The organism is Stutzerimonas tianxiuensis, assembly GCF_053470365.1.
The window spans coordinates 483,256-498,939 of sequence record NZ_JBPVWS010000001.1 but is presented as its reverse complement, the minus strand read 5'-3'; the positions used below and the strand labels follow the sequence as shown (position 1 = coordinate 498,939).

17 protein-coding genes are annotated in these 15,684 nt (G+C 62.3%); 7 read left to right on the top strand and 10 right to left on the bottom strand.

Going from position 1 to position 15,684, the window contains the following annotated elements; genetic code table 11:
• Positions 1 to 4: 4 nt before the first annotated feature.
• Genes rsfS through ACSSNI_RS02065 form a run of 3 tightly spaced genes read right to left on the bottom strand, consistent with a single transcriptional unit; the run spans position 5 to position 2,303 of the window.
• Positions 5 to 364, bottom strand: a complete 360-nt coding sequence (rsfS, locus tag ACSSNI_RS02075) for a ribosome silencing factor (protein WP_102837477.1) — start codon at positions 362 to 364, stop codon at positions 5 to 7.
• A gap of 14 nt (positions 365 to 378) precedes the next feature.
• The gene (nadD, locus tag ACSSNI_RS02070) at positions 379 to 1,038 is read right to left on the bottom strand and encodes a nicotinate-nucleotide adenylyltransferase (RefSeq protein ID WP_200639852.1); all 660 of its coding nucleotides are present in this window, start codon (positions 1,036 to 1,038) and stop codon (positions 379 to 381) included.
• Positions 1,038 to 2,303 (bottom strand): glutamate-5-semialdehyde dehydrogenase, encoded by a 1,266-nt coding sequence (locus ACSSNI_RS02065; RefSeq protein WP_448258946.1) that lies wholly within the window; start codon positions 2,301 to 2,303, stop codon positions 1,038 to 1,040. Before ACSSNI_RS02065 ends, nadD begins: the two co-directional genes overlap by 1 nt.
• 244 nt (positions 2,304 to 2,547) lie before the next feature.
• On the opposite strand from ACSSNI_RS02065, the gene ACSSNI_RS02060 reads away from it, so the two are divergent.
• Positions 2,548 to 3,867, top strand: coding sequence for a bifunctional DedA family/phosphatase PAP2 family protein (locus ACSSNI_RS02060; RefSeq protein WP_200639854.1), 1,320 nt, complete (start codon positions 2,548 to 2,550; stop codon positions 3,865 to 3,867).
• A 23-nt stretch (positions 3,868 to 3,890) separates the two neighbouring features.
• Here ACSSNI_RS02060 and ACSSNI_RS02055 read toward each other — a convergent pair whose 3' ends face one another.
• From ACSSNI_RS02055 to ACSSNI_RS02045, 3 genes are read right to left on the bottom strand one after another with little or no spacing between them, the layout of a single operon-like run.
• Positions 3,891 to 4,481 (bottom strand): LON peptidase substrate-binding domain-containing protein, encoded by a 591-nt coding sequence (locus ACSSNI_RS02055; protein WP_200639855.1) that lies wholly within the window; start codon positions 4,479 to 4,481, stop codon positions 3,891 to 3,893.
• A 9-nt stretch (positions 4,482 to 4,490) separates the two neighbouring features.
• On the bottom strand, positions 4,491 to 5,201 hold the full coding sequence (locus ACSSNI_RS02050; protein WP_200640683.1) for an LrgB family protein: 711 nt from the start codon (positions 5,199 to 5,201) through the stop codon (positions 4,491 to 4,493).
• Between the two features lie 5 nt (positions 5,202 to 5,206).
• Positions 5,207 to 5,569: a CidA/LrgA family protein gene (locus tag ACSSNI_RS02045; RefSeq protein WP_200639856.1), complete on the bottom strand. Its 363-nt coding sequence runs from the start codon at positions 5,567 to 5,569 to the stop codon at positions 5,207 to 5,209.
• Between the two features lie 181 nt (positions 5,570 to 5,750).
• Between ACSSNI_RS02045 and ACSSNI_RS02040 the strand changes: the two genes are divergently transcribed.
• The 3 genes from ACSSNI_RS02040 to ACSSNI_RS02030 all read left to right on the top strand — a co-directional run bounded on the left by ACSSNI_RS02040 (position 5,751) and on the right by ACSSNI_RS02030 (position 8,619).
• Entirely contained in the window at positions 5,751 to 6,206 is a 456-nt protein-coding gene (locus ACSSNI_RS02040) for a MaoC family dehydratase (protein ID WP_200639857.1), read from the top strand.
• A 71-nt stretch (positions 6,207 to 6,277) separates the two neighbouring features.
• Complete coding sequence (locus ACSSNI_RS02035; protein ID WP_200639858.1) at positions 6,278 to 7,957, top strand: C13 family peptidase; 1,680 nt, start codon at positions 6,278 to 6,280, stop codon at positions 7,955 to 7,957.
• Between the two features lie 20 nt (positions 7,958 to 7,977).
• Positions 7,978 to 8,619 carry an oxidoreductase gene (locus tag ACSSNI_RS02030; protein ID WP_200639859.1) on the top strand — a complete coding sequence of 214 codons (642 nt, stop codon included), beginning with the start codon at positions 7,978 to 7,980 and terminating at the stop codon, positions 8,617 to 8,619.
• A 74-nt stretch (positions 8,620 to 8,693) separates the two neighbouring features.
• On the opposite strand, the gene orn is transcribed toward ACSSNI_RS02030, so the two are convergent.
• Together orn and ACSSNI_RS02020 are read right to left on the bottom strand one after the other, a co-directional pair.
• Complete coding sequence (gene orn / locus ACSSNI_RS02025) at positions 8,694 to 9,236, bottom strand: oligoribonuclease (RefSeq protein WP_200639860.1); 543 nt, start codon at positions 9,234 to 9,236, stop codon at positions 8,694 to 8,696.
• Between the two features lie 28 nt (positions 9,237 to 9,264).
• The gene (locus ACSSNI_RS02020; RefSeq protein ID WP_200639861.1) at positions 9,265 to 10,074 is read right to left on the bottom strand and encodes a class I SAM-dependent methyltransferase; all 810 of its coding nucleotides are present in this window, start codon (positions 10,072 to 10,074) and stop codon (positions 9,265 to 9,267) included.
• A 128-nt stretch (positions 10,075 to 10,202) separates the two neighbouring features.
• On the opposite strand from ACSSNI_RS02020, the gene rsgA reads away from it, so the two are divergent.
• A complete protein-coding gene (rsgA, locus tag ACSSNI_RS02015) occupies positions 10,203 to 11,234 on the top strand; it encodes a small ribosomal subunit biogenesis GTPase RsgA (protein WP_200639862.1) in 1,032 nt (343 codons plus the stop codon).
• A gap of 34 nt (positions 11,235 to 11,268) precedes the next feature.
• On the opposite strand, the gene motB is transcribed toward rsgA, so the two are convergent.
• Together motB and motA are read right to left on the bottom strand one after the other, a co-directional pair.
• On the bottom strand, positions 11,269 to 12,279 hold the full coding sequence (gene motB, locus ACSSNI_RS02010) for a flagellar motor protein MotB (RefSeq protein WP_200639863.1): 1,011 nt from the start codon (positions 12,277 to 12,279) through the stop codon (positions 11,269 to 11,271).
• Positions 12,280 to 12,287: 8 nt separating this feature from the next.
• The gene (gene motA, locus ACSSNI_RS02005; RefSeq protein ID WP_102837490.1) at positions 12,288 to 13,139 is read right to left on the bottom strand and encodes a flagellar motor stator protein MotA; all 852 of its coding nucleotides are present in this window, start codon (positions 13,137 to 13,139) and stop codon (positions 12,288 to 12,290) included.
• 170 nt (positions 13,140 to 13,309) lie between these two features.
• On the opposite strand from motA, the gene ACSSNI_RS02000 reads away from it, so the two are divergent.
• Positions 13,310 to 14,824 (top strand): HDOD domain-containing protein, encoded by a 1,515-nt coding sequence (locus ACSSNI_RS02000; RefSeq protein WP_200639864.1) that lies wholly within the window; start codon positions 13,310 to 13,312, stop codon positions 14,822 to 14,824.
• A 43-nt stretch (positions 14,825 to 14,867) separates the two neighbouring features.
• Positions 14,868 to 15,683, top strand: a complete 816-nt coding sequence (locus ACSSNI_RS01995; RefSeq protein ID WP_200639865.1) for a rhodanese-like domain-containing protein — start codon at positions 14,868 to 14,870, stop codon at positions 15,681 to 15,683.
• Position 15,684 lies beyond the last annotated feature (1 nt).

Below are 15,684 nucleotides of genomic sequence, written 5' to 3'. Positions count from 1 at the left end.
TCGGCTATTCCTGCTCGCCCGCGTGCTGCGCGCGGCTCTGCTCGGCACCCTGCCAGAGGCGCTCGAGGTCATAGAACTGACGAGTAGGCACTTGCATCACATGCACCACGACATCGCCCAGGTCGAGCAGAGCCCACTCACCGCCGTCCAGACCTTCGCTGCCCAGAGGGCGCACGCCCTGCTCCTTGACCTTCTCGAGCACGTTTTCGGCCAGTGATTTCACGTGACGGCTGGAGGTGCCGCTGGCGATCACCATGAAGTCGGTAACGCTGGTCTTGCCGCGGACATCGATGGTCGTGATGTCAGCGCCTTTCAGATCTTCCAGGGCGCTAACGGCCAGCTGGGCCAAAGAATCATTTTGCATAATGTGAAACAACCTCAGTTCGACGCCCGGTACAGTCCGTGCGCGTTGATATAAGCCAGTACGGCGTCCGGTACGAGAAAGCGTACAGACCGGCCGCTGGCCAGAAAATGACGAATACGTGTTGCCGACACTCCTAGCGGCGCCTGCCAGACGAAAGCAATTTGCCCACTGCTGCCGGCAATGGTCAGCGGGTCGTTCACGCTGCGAGCCGCCAGCAGGTCCCGCAGCGCTTCCGGCGCTTCGCTGTCGGCATCCGGCCGTTGCATGACCAGAATATGGCAATGCTCGAGCAGCTCATCCCAGCGATGCCAAGTAGGAAGTCCGCAGAAGGCATCCCAACCCACAATGAGAAAAATCTGATCATCATCGTTCAGCTCGGCACGCAAGGACTCCAGCGTGTCGAGGGTGTAGGACGGCTTGTCACGCTCCAACTCGCGCGCATCGACTGTCAGCGGAGGCAAGTCCTGCACCGCCAGTCGAACCATGGTCAAGCGATCCTGCGCGGAGCTGTTTGGCGCCTCACGGTGCGGCGGACGAAAGTTGGGGACCAGACGAACCTCATCAAGCCCAACCATTTCAGACACTTCCAGAGCGCCGCGCAAATGCCCGATATGCACCGGGTCGAAGGTGCCACCGAGCAGGCCGATGCGCCGAGGGGTGCCGGTCTCCCTCATCAAGTTCGCACGTGACCGTCGCCAAATACCACATACTTCTCACTGGTCAGGCCTTCCAGACCGACCGGGCCGCGGGCGTGCAGTTTGTCGGTGGAAATACCGATCTCAGCCCCTAGCCCGTACTCGAAGCCGTCGGCAAAGCGAGTAGAGGCGTTGATCATCACCGACGCCGAATCGACCTCAGTAATAAAGCGCCGCGCATCGGTGAAGTTTTCCGTGACGATCGCGTCGGTATGCTGCGAGCCGTAGCGGTTGATGTGCTGGATGGCTTCATCCAGAGAATCGACGATGCGGATCGACAGGATCGGCGCGTTGTATTCGGTGGACCAGTCCTCTTCGCTGGCAGCCAACACGTGGCTACCCAGCAGTTCACGGGTCCGTGGGCAGCCACGCAGCTCAACGCCCTTTTCGCAATAGATTGCCGCCAGCGGTGGCAGCACTCGGGTAGCGATGGACGCGTGGACCAGAAGGGTTTCCATGGTGTTGCATGGCGCATAGCGCTGGGTCTTGGCGTTGTCGGCGATGCGGATGGCCTTGTCGACGTCGGCCGCCTGATCGATGAACACGTGGCAGATGCCGTCCAGATGCTTGATCACCGGCACCTTGGCGTCTCGGCTGATGCGCTCGATCAGCCCCTTGCCACCGCGCGGCACGATCACATCCACGTAATCCGGCATGGTGATCAAAGCCCCAACGGCGGCGCGGTCGGTGGTCTCGACAACCTGCACCGCCGCAGCTGGCAGCTCGGCCTCGGCCAGGCCCAGCTGAATGCAGCGAGCGATGGCCTGGTTCGAATGAATCGCTTCCGAGCCGCCACGCAAAATTGTGGCATTGCCTGACTTGAGACACAGGCTGGCCGCATCGATGGTCACATTGGGCCGCGACTCGTAGATGATGCCAACCACGCCTAGCGGCACGCGCATCTTGCCAACCTGAATGCCGGATGGCAGGTAGCGCATGTCGCGGATCTCACCGATGGGGTCAGGCAGGCTCGCAACCTGGCGCAGCCCCTCGATCATGTCGTCGATACGCGCCGGCGTTAGCGCCAGACGATCAAGCATCGCCTCGTCCAGACCATTGGCACGCCCGGCCTCGAGGTCTTCACGATTGGCACGGACCAGCTCCTCGCGCGCCGCATCAAGCGCGGTGGCGGCGGCCTGCAAGGCACGGTTCTTCTGCACCGTGGAGGCACGCGCTAGTACGCGCGACGCCTCGCGCGCGGCGCGACCGAGGCGGGTCATGTAGTCGAGTACGGACTCGGTCATGGTCTGGCTGGCCTGATCGAACGGAAAGCGGCTGATTATAGCGACCCGCACGCCTCGCGCACAGCGGCGCCGGGCGAATGGCTAAAAGTCTCTGACTGCAGGTTACGCACAACCCAGCGGGCTGTGAGTAACCACCAGCGTCGGCAACCGCAGGAGGCCATCGCCAGGGCTATCATGATTAGTCGTTTGAAACCCGGGCGCCAGATGCCGGGTCGAAGCGTCTCGAACCAAGGAAAAAAGACCCATGCCGGAATGGCTCACCGCACTCTCCAGTTGGCTGGCTGAAAACCCTCAGTGGCTTGGCCTTAGCCTGTTTGTCGTCGCCTGTCTCGAATGCCTTGCCGTTGTGGGCTTGCTGATGCCCGGCACGGTGCTGGTATTCGCCATCGCGGTAGTTGCCGGAAGCGGCGTACTCAGTCTCGGCGAGACATTGCTTTTGGGTTACGCCGGCGGACTGCTCGGCGATCTGCTGTCGTACGGGCTGGGACGACGCTACCACCAGAATATTCGCAGTATCCGCGGCCTGCGCGACCATCCGGAATGGCTGAATAGCGCCGAGGTGTACTTCGAGCGTTACGGCATCGCCAGCCTTCTTGTTGGACGCTTCATCGGCCCGCTGCGGCCCATGCTGCCGGTAACCGCTGGCATGCTCGATATGCCGTTCGGGCGCTTTCTCTTGGTCAGCCTGGTCGCCGCGGCCGGCTGGTCGATGGCTTATCTGCTGCCCGGCTGGGCAGCGGGAGCCGCCGTGCGACTGCCTTTACCGGAGGGTTTCTGGAGCGAGGCCGGCTTCGTCACCGCCGCGTTGCTCCTGCTCGTCGGCGGCGTAGTGCATGGCAGCCTGCATCAGATGCGCTGGGTTACTCCGCTTGCGGCTGGCCTCAGCGCCGCCGTTCTGATCGGCCTGTTTATCGGCTGGCCCTACCTGGTGGAATTTGACGAAGGGCTGATGACGGTCGTTCAGGGTGAGCGCAGCCCGATATTCGACCGTTTCATGGTGGTCGTCACACGAGCCGGTGATTTCCACACCCAGCTGTGGGCGGCCGTATTGCTGAGCCTGCTGCTGATCGTCACCAAGCAGCTGCGCGCGGCAGCATTCGCCATTCTCACGCTGCTGGGCACCGCACTGGCCAACGGCGCGCTTAAAGCCACATTCGGCAGGATCCGGCCGGAAATCCTGCTGGAACCTCTGCACAGTTACAGCTTCCCCAGCGGTCATAGCTCGGCAGCCTTTGCCTTCTTTCTCACGCTGGGAGTTCTCGCCGGTCGCGGACAGCCGCCGCGCCTGCGTCTGGCCTGGGTGCTATTGGGCGCACTGCCGGCCACCGCAATCGCACTGTCGCGGGTTTACCTGGGTGTTCACTGGCCAACCGACGTCATCGCCGGCGCGGTGCTGGCGGCGAGCATTTGCGCCGCCAGCCTGGCCGTTGTTCAATGGCGCGCCCCGATGACGGCACTGTCGCCGAAAATATGGTGGCTGATCCTGCCGGCCACGCTGGGACTGATCGGGGCCTTTGCGATCTGGGCATTGCCAGGCGCCATGCTGCTGTATCGCTATCAGTAGCATCCAGCGACCGGGCGTCTTTGCTATTCGGTCGAATCGCCCTGCAACTGCTCCAGCCAGCGCTGGATGGACTGCAACTGCAGTTCAGGATCGTCCAGCTGCAGCAAGTCGAGTTTCTGATCAGGCCGAAACGGCAACAGGTAGGCCAACTGGTGCGCCAGCGATCGCTGACCCTGCGCGGCACTGCACATCCCCAGCGCCTCGACCATCGGGTGGCGACCGAGCGCCTCTAGCAACAGCGCCAGCTCGAGATGCTCATCGTCCAAGGGCGGATCGACGCCTTCATCGCGCCAGGTGACTTCGGCAACGGTCAGCTGATCGCGCTGCACTTCGGCCGACAGCACATCGAAGCGACGACCGCCTTCGACGCGAATCCCCAGCAACCCATTAGGCCGCTGCTGCCAGTCGCGAATCAGCGCTTCACAACCAGTCAGGGCATATTCGGCCGGCGCCAGCCCCACCTCGCTACCCTCGATGAGGCGCACCACACCGAAGCCATGCCCGGCCTTCAGACAGCTGCTGACCATGTCCAGATAGCGCGCCTCAAAAAGCTGCAAATCGAGGGTGCACCCCGGAAACAACACGGTATCGAGCGGAAACAACGGTAGCTTCATTCAGCCTCCTTACGACAGCATCAGCACGGCCAAGGGCAACAGCACCGCGGTCATCACACCCATCAGGCTCATCGCCAGCGCCGCAAAGGCGCCGCACTCATCGCCCTCCTGCAGCGCCTGGGCGGTTCCCACCGCATGCGCGGTCAGACCCAGCGCCATGCCGCGGGCGGCAGGATGCTGAACGCCAAAGCGGCGCAACAGTTCCGGACCAATGATCGCACCGATGATGCCGGTGATCATCACGAAAACGGCGGCCAGCGCCACCACGCCACCGATCTGCTCGGCCACCAGCATGGCGATTGGGGAGGTAACTGACTTGGGCGCCAGGGTCATCAGGATCATCTGGTCGGCACCAAAAGCCCAGGCCAGCACCATCCCCAGCGCCGTGGCGCCGATGCCAGCCAGTAGCAGGGTAAGCATGATCGGCCCGAACAGTTCGCGGATCCTGCGCAGATTCAGATACAGCGGCACGGCAAGCGCCACCGTAGTTGGCCCGAGGAGCACGGTCAGCATCTGGGCGCTGTCGCGATATTCCTCATAGCTCAGGCCGCAAAGCACAAGCGTACCGACCACCACCACCATCGACACCAGCACTGGCTGCAGAAATACCCAGCGTGTTTTTTCGTAAGCCGCATAGGCCACCTGGAATGCTGCCAAGGTGATCGCCACGCCAAACAAGGGGTGATGGATTACCGCCTCCCAGGCCGCTTGCCACTGCATGGCGATCATGCGCGACCTGCCTTGCGTTGCTGACGGCGAATCAGTGTCTGCATCAACCAGCCGGTAAATACCAGTGACACCACCAGCGAGAGCACCAGCACGCCAACGATGGCCCAGAAATCCTCGAGAATCGCTCCGGTGTAGGCCATCACGCCCACGGCGGGCGGCACCAGCAACAGGGGCAGATAACGCAACAGACTACTCGCAGCGACCTGCAGCGATTCACTCGCCTGGCCACGAGCCAACAACGCTATGAACAGCAACAGCAAGCCAATGATGGGCCCCGGCAACATCGGCAGCACCATTACGTTGAGCGCAGTGCCGAGCAATTGAAACAGCAGCAGCCAGGTTAGTCCGCGTAGCAGCATGGAAGCCTCCAGAGCAAAGGAGCGCAATTATAAGCATCTAGCCACCGCGACACGCGGCGCAGCTTCCGATCAGCCTATGGCGCGCCATTCGCACCAACCATGCTTGGTTGATTCGCCCTCGGCTGCGTGCTGATCTAGCGTTGCGCCACATCCGAACAAAACAACAAACGCCGGAGGATATATGCCGCAAGTACCCGTAGCAGAACTCAAGGATTACATTGGCAAAGAGCTAGGCCGCTCCGAATGGTTCACCGTCGATCAGCAGCGAGTCGATCAGTTCGCCGACTGCACCGGTGATCACCAGTTCATCCACATAGACCCGGAAAAGGCCGCGCAGACCCCGTTCGGCGGAACCATCGCGCACGGCTTCCTCTCGCTGTCGCTACTGCCGATGTTGATGGACGAGCTGATGATCCGTCCCGAAGGGACCAAGATGGGCGTCAACTACGGGCTCGACAGCCTGCGCTTTATCCAGCCGGTCAGAGTGGGCTCGCGGGTTCGCGTATCAGCGACGCTGCTCGACGCTTACGAGAAGAACCCGGGCCAGTGGCTCCTGAAATCGCGTGCCGTGATGGAAATCGAGGGTGTGGAGAAGCCTGCTTACATTGCCGAGACCCTGGCACTCTGCGTTGTCTGACCAAATGGGCGCAGTTGTCGCACCCCGCTGAGTTTGCGGCATACTGCGGCGTCGCCCCTCTGGATAGCCGCATGCGCCACCTCGCTCCAGCTCTGCTCGCCTGCTTTCTGACCGCTTGCGGTGATGGCGAACCGTTAATGCCCGCCGACGCCGTGCTGCCCGATGGCGGCCGCTACCGGGGCGAGGTGATCGATGGGCTATTGCAGGGCGAGGGGCGTATCGACTACCCCAACGGCAGCCATTACATCGGATCTTTCAGGGACGGGCAGTGGCATGGCCAGGGTGTCTGGCGAGGCGCTAATGGCGATCGCTACGAAGGCGCGTTCAAACAGGGATTATTCGATGGCCAGGGTCGCTTCAGCTACGCCAGTGGAGGCGTTTATGAGGGGCATTTCGAACGAGGAAGCCTCAACGGCAAGGGCCGCTACAACGAGCCCGGACTGAGCTACGAGGGGGATTTCAAGGATGGCCTCTACCACGGCACTGGCAAGCTGCAGGAGGCAGAGGGCTCCAACTATGAGGGTGCGTTTGCCAGTGGCCAGCCCAATGGCGAGGGCACCCGCAGCGACCCAAGCGGCGTATTCAGCGGCACCTTCACCGACGGCCGACTCAGCGGCGAGGGTCTTTACCGCGGCAACGACGGTGAGCATTACCTGGGCCAGTTCGAGGATGACCTCTTCCATGGTCAGGGCCGCTACGAAGACGCTGCCGGCAACGTCTGGAAAGGCGAGTTTAAAAACGGCGAACTCAGCGGCAGCGGTGAATATGTCGGCATTGACGGCACGCGCTACGGCGGACACTTCAAGCGCTGGCAGTACCACGGCGAAGGTGACCTGCAACAGCCTGGTGGTGGCCGCTACAGTGGCCGTTTTCGCGAAGGCCAGTTCAATGGAGTTGGCACGCTTCTCCTCGCGGACGGCACTCAAAGGAGCGGCACCTGGCGGGCCGGTCATCTGATTGAGAACGTTCAAGGCAAGCGCCTCGCCGACCCGCTGGAGCTAGGCCTGCTGCGCCAGGGAGCGCTGCTGGCGGACGCCCTTGATGCGGTGCCGGCCTCCACTCCGGCAGCCGAACTCTACGGCCTGACCCTTGCCGGCGATGGCCAGCAGAGCGTGTTTATGCGTGAGGTCGACTATGTCGACAACTTCTTGGCCGAACGCTTCGCCGCCCGCGGTCAGATAAGCCTCGTCAACCACCGCGACCACCTTGCAGACCGGCCACTGGCGACGCGCGAAAACCTCAAGCGCGCAATTGCCCGCCTGGCCGAGCGCAGCGGCCCGGAAGACCTGATCTTCATCTACTTGACCAGTCACGGCTCGGCCGACCACCAGCTGGTACTGGCCCAGCCCCGATTGGCCCTGGAAGATTTGCCCGCCGAGGACCTGGCCGCGCTGATGCAGCCACTCGCCGACCGCAACAAGATCCTAGTCATCTCGGCCTGCTATTCCGGCGGTTTTATCGAGCCACTGAAGAGCCCCAATACGCTCGTGATTACCGCAGCTCGCGCCGACCGAGTGTCCTTTGGCTGCTCCGAGGAAAGCGACTTCACCTACTTCGGCCGCGCCCTCTTCGCCGAGGCCTTGCAGGAAACTTCGGATATTGTGCAGGCATTCACGCTGGCACAGGCGAAGGTTGCCGAACGGGAGCAAGCCGACCACTATCAAGCTTCGGAGCCGCAAATATGGGCGCCCGAGCAGGTTGTCGAACACTGGCGGAAGCTGAGCAATCGGCAGCCAGTGCCATCTGACTGATCGTTACAGGAAGCCAAACCATGTATTTGACGCCACAGCGTATTTTGCTTGCCGGCGCCACCGGGCTAACCGGCGAGCACCTGCTCGACCGCCTGCTCAACGAACCCACCGTGGAGTGCGTGCTCGCTCCCAGCCGCAAGCAGCTGGCCGGACATTCGCGGCTCGAAAACCCGATCGGTCCGCTGCAGGCGCTACTGCCGCAGCTGTCGGGCAGTATCGACACCGCGTTCTGCTGCCTGGGCAGCACACTGAAGGACGCCGGAAGCCAGGAAGCCTTCCGCGCCATCGATCATGATCTGGTTGTCGCCTTCGCTAAACGCGCCCGAGAACTGGGCGCACGGCATCTGCTGGTCGTCAGCTCACTGGGCGCCGACCCCGCCAGTTCGATTTTCTACTGCCGCGTCAAGGGCGAAATGGAGCAAGCGCTACGCGCCCAGGGCTGGCCGCAACTGACCATCGTACGTCCATCGCAGCTGCTGGGGCCGCGCATGCAAGTCCGTCCGGTCGAACGCCTTACCGCCCCGCTCTCTTATCTGCTGCCAGGCAAATACCGCGGCATCTCGGCCTGCATTCTGGCGCGCGCGCTTTGGCGCCTGGCGCTGGAAGAAGCCGAAGGCACGCGGGTGATCGAGTCGGACGAGCTGCGCAAATTGGGGCGGTAACCGGTTACAGACTGCGTCCATGCACACGCAGTCTGTAACCAGAGTGCTCCTACCTCGCCCACCCTGCAATGTGATCAGTACTTGATGAAGTGCTCGCGATAATGGCGCAGCTCGGCGATCGACTCACGGATGTCGTCCAGCGCCAGATGCGTGCCACCTTTCTTGAAGCCAGCCAGCACTTCCGGTGCCCAACGTGCCGCTAGCTCTTTGAGCGTCGAGACGTCCAGGTTGCGGTAGTGGAAGTAGGCCTCCAGGCGAGGCATGCGGCGGTAGAGAAAACGCCGATCCTGGCAGATGCTGTTGCCACAGATAGGCGACTTGCCCTTGGGCACCCATTGCTCAAGAAACGCCAGCGTCTGGGCTTCGGCTTCCTCGGTACAAACCTGGCTGTCGCGCACCCGCTGAGTCAGACCGGAGCCACCGTGCTGGCGCGTATTCCACTCGTCCATACCAGCGAGGATTTCATCGCTCTGATGGATGGCGATGACCGGCCCTTCGGCCAGCACGTTGAGCTGACTGTCGGTAACGATGGTTGCCATCTCGATGATGACGTCGTTGTCCGGATCCAGGCCGGTCATTTCCAGGTCGATCCAGATGAGATTCTGCGGGTTCTGCATGGTGAGCTCCTTGGCTTTGGCGCGCAGTTTAGCCGCTCGCGGAGTGCCCGTCAGGTCGTGCGGCCACCCCAGGCCGCCAGATCAACAGGCGTGAATGCCGCCAGTCATCGATGGCGAGGATTTCCTGCGGCTCAACGTCAGGCACCTCGAAACTGTTGCTGATCAACAGCGCGCCTGGGTTCATCTCCACCCGGGCCTTATCCCACAGTGCCGGCATGGGTGCCGGCGAAAGAAAGCAATAGACCACATCGTAGTCAGCCAGCGGCTCGCGCCAGAAACTGCGGAAACGGACCCGGCAGTTGCGCTGGAACAGGCAGCGCAACCAGCACAACCCAAAAGTGAGCGGCGCCGTCTCGACACCGACGAAATGTGCAGACGGGTACCGCCGCGCCAGCCGCAACAGGGTGCCGCCGAGTCCACTGCCCATATCGATAAAGCGGAACCCGTCAGGCAAAGCGGCTAGCCGACGCGCCAGGCACTGCTCGGCTGCCGAACCGGTGAGGTACAGCGGCACTCTTTCCGTCAGCGCGTTCCAGTTCAGCATCAGCAAGATCAGAAAGCCGAGCAGCAGCAACCAGGGCGGCAGCGCATGATCTTGCAAAAGCACCAAACCTGGGACGAAGCCAAGATTGATTGGCAGCCACCAGCGCGACAATCCGAGGCGCTGACCGATCACTGCAGCGACCGCACCTTGCACACAGGCAGCCCCGAAAAGGCTGAGATGCCAGCCAAGCAGTCGCGCCAGTGCAAGCAGCAACAGCCAACAGAGCAGCAGCGACAGCAATTGACTGAGAAGCGCCAGCAAGGCGGGATAACGGGTAAATGAGGAGACAGGCATGGGCGCTCGCCGCCAGCGGTAGATACTGGCTAGTCTACCGGCCGGAAGCCCAGCAAAAACAGGCCCGCAGCGTGTTCTCACGGGCATGTTAGACTCGCCCTCTTTTCATACCTGGGCACCGCACACAAATGGCCAAACGCCAACTCAACCGCCGGCAAAGCTGGCGCATCGAGAAGATCCAGGAAGAACGCGCCACTCGCGCAGCGCGCCGTGAATCGCGTGCGGTGGAAGAACTCGAGGGCGGCGATCTCGGCCCGGAACAGACCGGCCTGGTCATCGCCCACTTCGGCGTGCAGGTCGAAGTCGAGGCTCAGGAAGGCGAGCACTGTGGTCAGGTCTTCCGCTGCCACCTGCGGGCAAACCTGCCAGCACTGGTAACTGGCGATCGAGTGGTCTGGCGGCCGGGCAACCAGGGCATCGGTGTCATCGTCGCGCAACTGCCGCGCCAGTCCGAACTCTGCCGACCCGACACGCGAGGTCAGCTCAAGCCGGTGGCGGCCAACGTCGACCTGATCGTTATCGTCTTTGCCCCACTGCCCGAACCCCACGCCAATCTCATCGACCGCTACCTGATTGCCGCCGAGCACGCCGGCATCACGCCGCTGTTGCTGCTAAACAAGGCCGATCTGATCGACGCACAGAACGAAGGCGCATTGAATTCGTTGTTAGGGGTCTATCGTCAGCTGGGCTATCCACTGATGGAGGTTTCAGCACACGGCGGCGCAGGCATGGAGGCATTGCAGGCGCGACTCGACGGGCACGTCAGCGTATTTGTCGGCCAGTCCGGGGTGGGCAAGTCGTCGCTGGTCAACAGCCTGTTGCCCGGTGTCGACACCCGGGTGGGCGCGCTGTCAGAAATGACCGGCAAGGGCACGCACACCACCACGACCGCACGACTGTTTCATTTCCCTGGCGGTGGCGAGCTGATCGACTCTCCAGGCATCCGTGAATTCGGCCTGGGCCACGTAAGCCGCTTTGACGTCGAGGCCGGTTTCATCGAGTTCCAGGAGCTGCTGGGGCACTGTCGCTTCCGCGACTGCAAGCATGACCGCGAGCCAGGCTGCGCCCTGCTCAAAGCACTGGAGGAGGGCCAGATTCAGCCACAGCGCATGGCCAGCTACCGACATATCATCAGCGGCCTGACAGAAGCCGACTACTGACAAGCGCCAAACAGAAGCGGTTGAGATGCCCGGCTCAGTTCCCGCCGGGCTGATCGAACTGCAGCACGCCGTCCTCGAAGATGTTCAGCCGCTCGCGCAACTGCGGCGCTTGCAGCGGGTCAGGTGGCGCAGCTGAGGGCGCCGGCCCGTTGCCTGCTGATGTGGCTGCTGAGTCTGCGCTTTTCCCCGTCGCGTCCGACTGCTCGCCCTCGATGTCGCGCTGCGCCTTTCTGGTTAGCACCAGAATATCGATGCGGCGGTTGACGGGGTTCAGCGGGTTCTCTCGATCGAAAAGGGCCGAAGAGGCATAGCCCACCACCCGAGCAATCTGCTCATCCGGATAGCCACCGGCAACCAGCGTGCGCCGAGCCGCGTTGGCACGCCCGGCCGACAACTCCCAGTTACCGAATTCGCCGCGCCCGGAATAAGGCTTGGCATCGGTGTGGCCGCTGATGCTGATCTTGTTCGGCACCGCACGGATGGTGTCGGCCATGGCCAACAGAATATCCTCGAAGTACGGCTGCAATTGGGCACTGCCGAGGGCGAACATTGGACGGTTGGCCGCATCCATGATCTGGATACGCAAACCGTCCTGGGTGATTTCAAAGAGGATCTGATCCTTGAAGCGGGTCAGCTCCGGATTTTCGTCAACCTTGTTCTGCAGCTCCTGAAGCAACAGGTCGAGACGTTCACGCTCCAACTGCTCGGCAAAGGTTTCCGCCTGCTCCGCATCCATCGCGGTGTCGGTCTGCTGCACTGACGGGTCGACGACGTCGTTGAGCGTACGGTCCGGCGCAGGCGTTGGCGTACCGCCCAGATCGATCACATGCGGACTGGCGCTTTCGGTGAAGCCAATCGGGTCCTGGAAATAGCCCGAAATCGCACGTTTCTGTTCAGGCGTGGCCGAGGACATCAGCCACATCACCAGAAAGAACGCCATCATGGCGGTCGCAAAGTCGGCGAAAGCAATCTTCCAGGCGCCACCGTGGTGGCCCGCGGCGACCTTCTTGACCCGCTTGACGATGATTGGTTGGGTATTGTCCATGATTGCGCTTAGCTACCACGCATCGCTTGTTCAAGCTCAGCGAAACTTGGACGGTGCGCAGGCAGCAGCACCTTGCGACCAAACTCCACCGCCAGCGTCGGCGGCATGCCGGACGCCGAGGCCACCAGAGTCGCCTTGATGCCCTCGTACAGATTCAGTTCTTCCTTGGCGTCGTGCTCGAGCGCCGCCGCCAGCGGGCCGAAGAAGCCGTAGGACGCCAGAATGCCGAGGAAGGTACCTACCAGGGCCGTACCAACTTTCTCACCGATCTCCGCGTTGGTTGCCGAAGCGAGCACCGACATGGTGATCACGATACCCAGTACCGCAGCCACGATCCCCATCGCGGGCAAGCCGTCGGCAATCTTCGCCACGGCGTGAGACGGATGTTCAAGTTCCTCCTTGAGGCCATTGAGTTCCATGTCGAACAGGCCTTCCAGCTCGTGCGGGGCCATGTTTCCCGAGGACATGATGCGCAGGTAATCACAGACGAAGGCCGTCATCCGCTCGTCCTTCAGGATCGCCGGGTACTTGCTGAAAATCGGGCTGGCGGCTGGATCTTCGAGGTCTGCTTCGATGGCCATCATGCCCTCGCGGCGGCTCTTGTTGAGGATCTCGTAGAGCATCCCCAGCACTTCCAGGTAGTACTTGTGCGTAAAGCGATTGCCAAACATCTGCAGCGATTTCTTGAACACGATTTTGGTCGTGCTGCCAGGGTTGGCCTGCAGAAAGCCGCCAAGTGCGGCACCACCGATGATCATTACCTCGAACGGGTGAATGAGTGCGGCGACTTTGCCGCCGGACAGAATGAAACCGCCAAGGACGCTGGCGATTACCACGATGATGCCGATTATTTTTGCCATAGGTAGGTACGTCTAAAACCTGATCTCAGGGCACCTGAAACAAGCCGCGCGATGTCGCACGAGCTCGATTGGGGTCAGGCGGAAGGGCAGATGAAAAGAATTGTTCTGGTTATCGGAACTTTTGCGCCAGACTAAAGGCCATCCCGATGAAATGCTAGTTCGGCGGCGCCATGACTACGACACCACTCCCCCGCACGCTTGAAGCCTGGGTCAAGACGTTGGACGCCGTTGTCCTGCCGGCGGCTGCCGGTCCTTATGCCCGCGTGCAACGGGCCTTGGGCGACAGCAGCCTTTCCATGCGCGAGATTTCAGACCTCATTCAGGAAAGTCCGGTCCTCGCACTTACCGTGATCCGCGAAGCCAACCGCAGCGCGGCATCAACCAGCAAACCGGCCGAGAGCCTTGAGGTTGCGCTGAGCCGCATCGGCTTGAAGCGCGCCGAAGCCCTGTTTGCAAAAGTGCCCGCCGCGCAGCCAACCGATATTCCAGCGCCATTGCGGCAGTTGATGTTGATCAGCAGTCACGCCAGCCAGCAGGCAAACGGGTTGTTCGCCTCACGCCTCGCGCGGCTCTGGCAGGAGATCCACTGGAGCAGTCTGCTGTTTCTGTCGCCGGCCTGGGCACTTGTCGCCGCGCACCCGCAGTTGCTGGAAGACTGGGAGCAGCGCGTTCTGGTCAAGCGCGAGCCCGCTCGCCAGGTCGAGCAGTCATTGCTCGGCGTCTCCTTGCTCGAGCTCTGCATTGCCACCGCCGAGCATTGGGGGCTGCCCGGCTGGATTGCCCAAGGCTACCGGCTCCTCAACGAACACCGGCGGATGCTGATCAAGGCACTGCATATCGCCCGCGATAATGAACACCCCTTGCACCAGCAACAAATGCTCGACGCCGACCCCGCGCTGCGCCGCTGGCTCACCTTGCCGAGCAACACCATTGTGCTCGCCAACGGCCTGGCGCTGTCGGCGCACCACAGCTGGAGCGGCATTCACAGCCTGCGCTGGCAGCGGCTCGCCGGGCTCTACCTTCAGGTCCCGCTCGCCGAATTGCAGCAAATGGCGCATCAGCAGGCGGTGGCCAGCGCCCGCGTGATCGGCCCAACCGAACTGTGGCAACCGGCCCAGGGCCTGCTCTGGCCATGGGAAAGCCTATTCCAGGTGGAAAAAGCCGCGAAACTGCCAGACACCGAAATCCTGGCCCAGTGGCGCGAGCACTGCCGCGAGCTGCTCAGCGTTCCCTGCCCATTCGACAATGTGCTGCAACTCACTACCACGGCCTGCAAGGCACTGACGTGCGCGGGCATGGAACGCGTACTGTTGCTGATGGTAGATCGCAAGCAGCAACGCCTGGTCGGCCAGCAAGCCAGCGGACTGCCAAGTGAGGCAACCCGCCTGACACTCGAACCCGAGCAAAGCCAGGTGTTGCGCAGACTGTTGGAAAAACCGGCTCTACTGAGGCTGAAGCCGGATAACCTTGCCCAATTCACCGCGCTGTTACCCGGCACACTGAAAGCACTGTTCCCCAGCGAACACGTCCTGTTGCGCTCAGTCGGCTTGGACGATCGTGTGGTGATGCTGCTGGTGGTCGATCAGAACAACACGGCATTCAGCGAGATGGGGCTGCAGGCCTTCGCCAAGACGGCCCAGTGCATTGAGCGCGCCCTGGCGACGTTCAGCAAACGCGTCCGCTGATTTTTTCGCTAGACTGCCCCTTTCCATCCGCTTGAGGCTTGCCGTGTCCGCCTTTTCCACCCTGCCGCTGGTAATCGAACCGGCCGATCTGGCCGAGCGCCTGAATGCACCGGAGCTGATTCTGGTCGACCTGACCAGCGCGGCCCGCTACGCCGAAGGACACCTGCCTGGCGCACGCTTCGTCGACCCCAAGCAGACTCAGCTCGGTCAACCGCCGGCGCCGGGACAACTACCCGGAAAGCCTCAGCTGGAAGCGCTGTTTGGAGCACTGGGTCATCGTGACGACGCCGTCTACGTGGTCTACGACGACGAAGGGGGTGGCTGGGCCGGCCGCTTCATCTGGCTGCTCGACGTTATCGGCCATTCCCATTACCACTATCTGAACGGCGGGTTGCACGCCTGGCTGGCGGAACAGCGCCCTCTGTCGCAAGACAGCCCTGTCGCTGCAGGCGGGCCGGTTCCGCTGCAGCTCGACGAAGCCCCTAGCGCGACCCGTGAATATCTCGAAAGCCGGCTCGGCGCTTCCGACCTGGTCATCTGGGATGCGCGCTCGCCTGAGGAATACCGCGGCGAGAAAGCACTCGCAGCACGCGCGGGGCACATACCCGGCGCCGTCAACTTCGAGTGGACCGCAGCCATGGACCCGGCACGCGCGATGCGCATCCGCGAAGACATCGCTGAACGGCTGGAAGCGCTCGGCATTACCGCCGACAAAGAAATTGTCACCCACTGCCAGACGCACCACCGCTCCGGCTTCACCTACCTGCTGGCCAAGGCCTTGGGCTATCCGCGGGTCAAGGGATACCCTGGCTCCTGGGGCGAATGGGGCAACCTACCCGATACCCCGATCCAGCAATGAA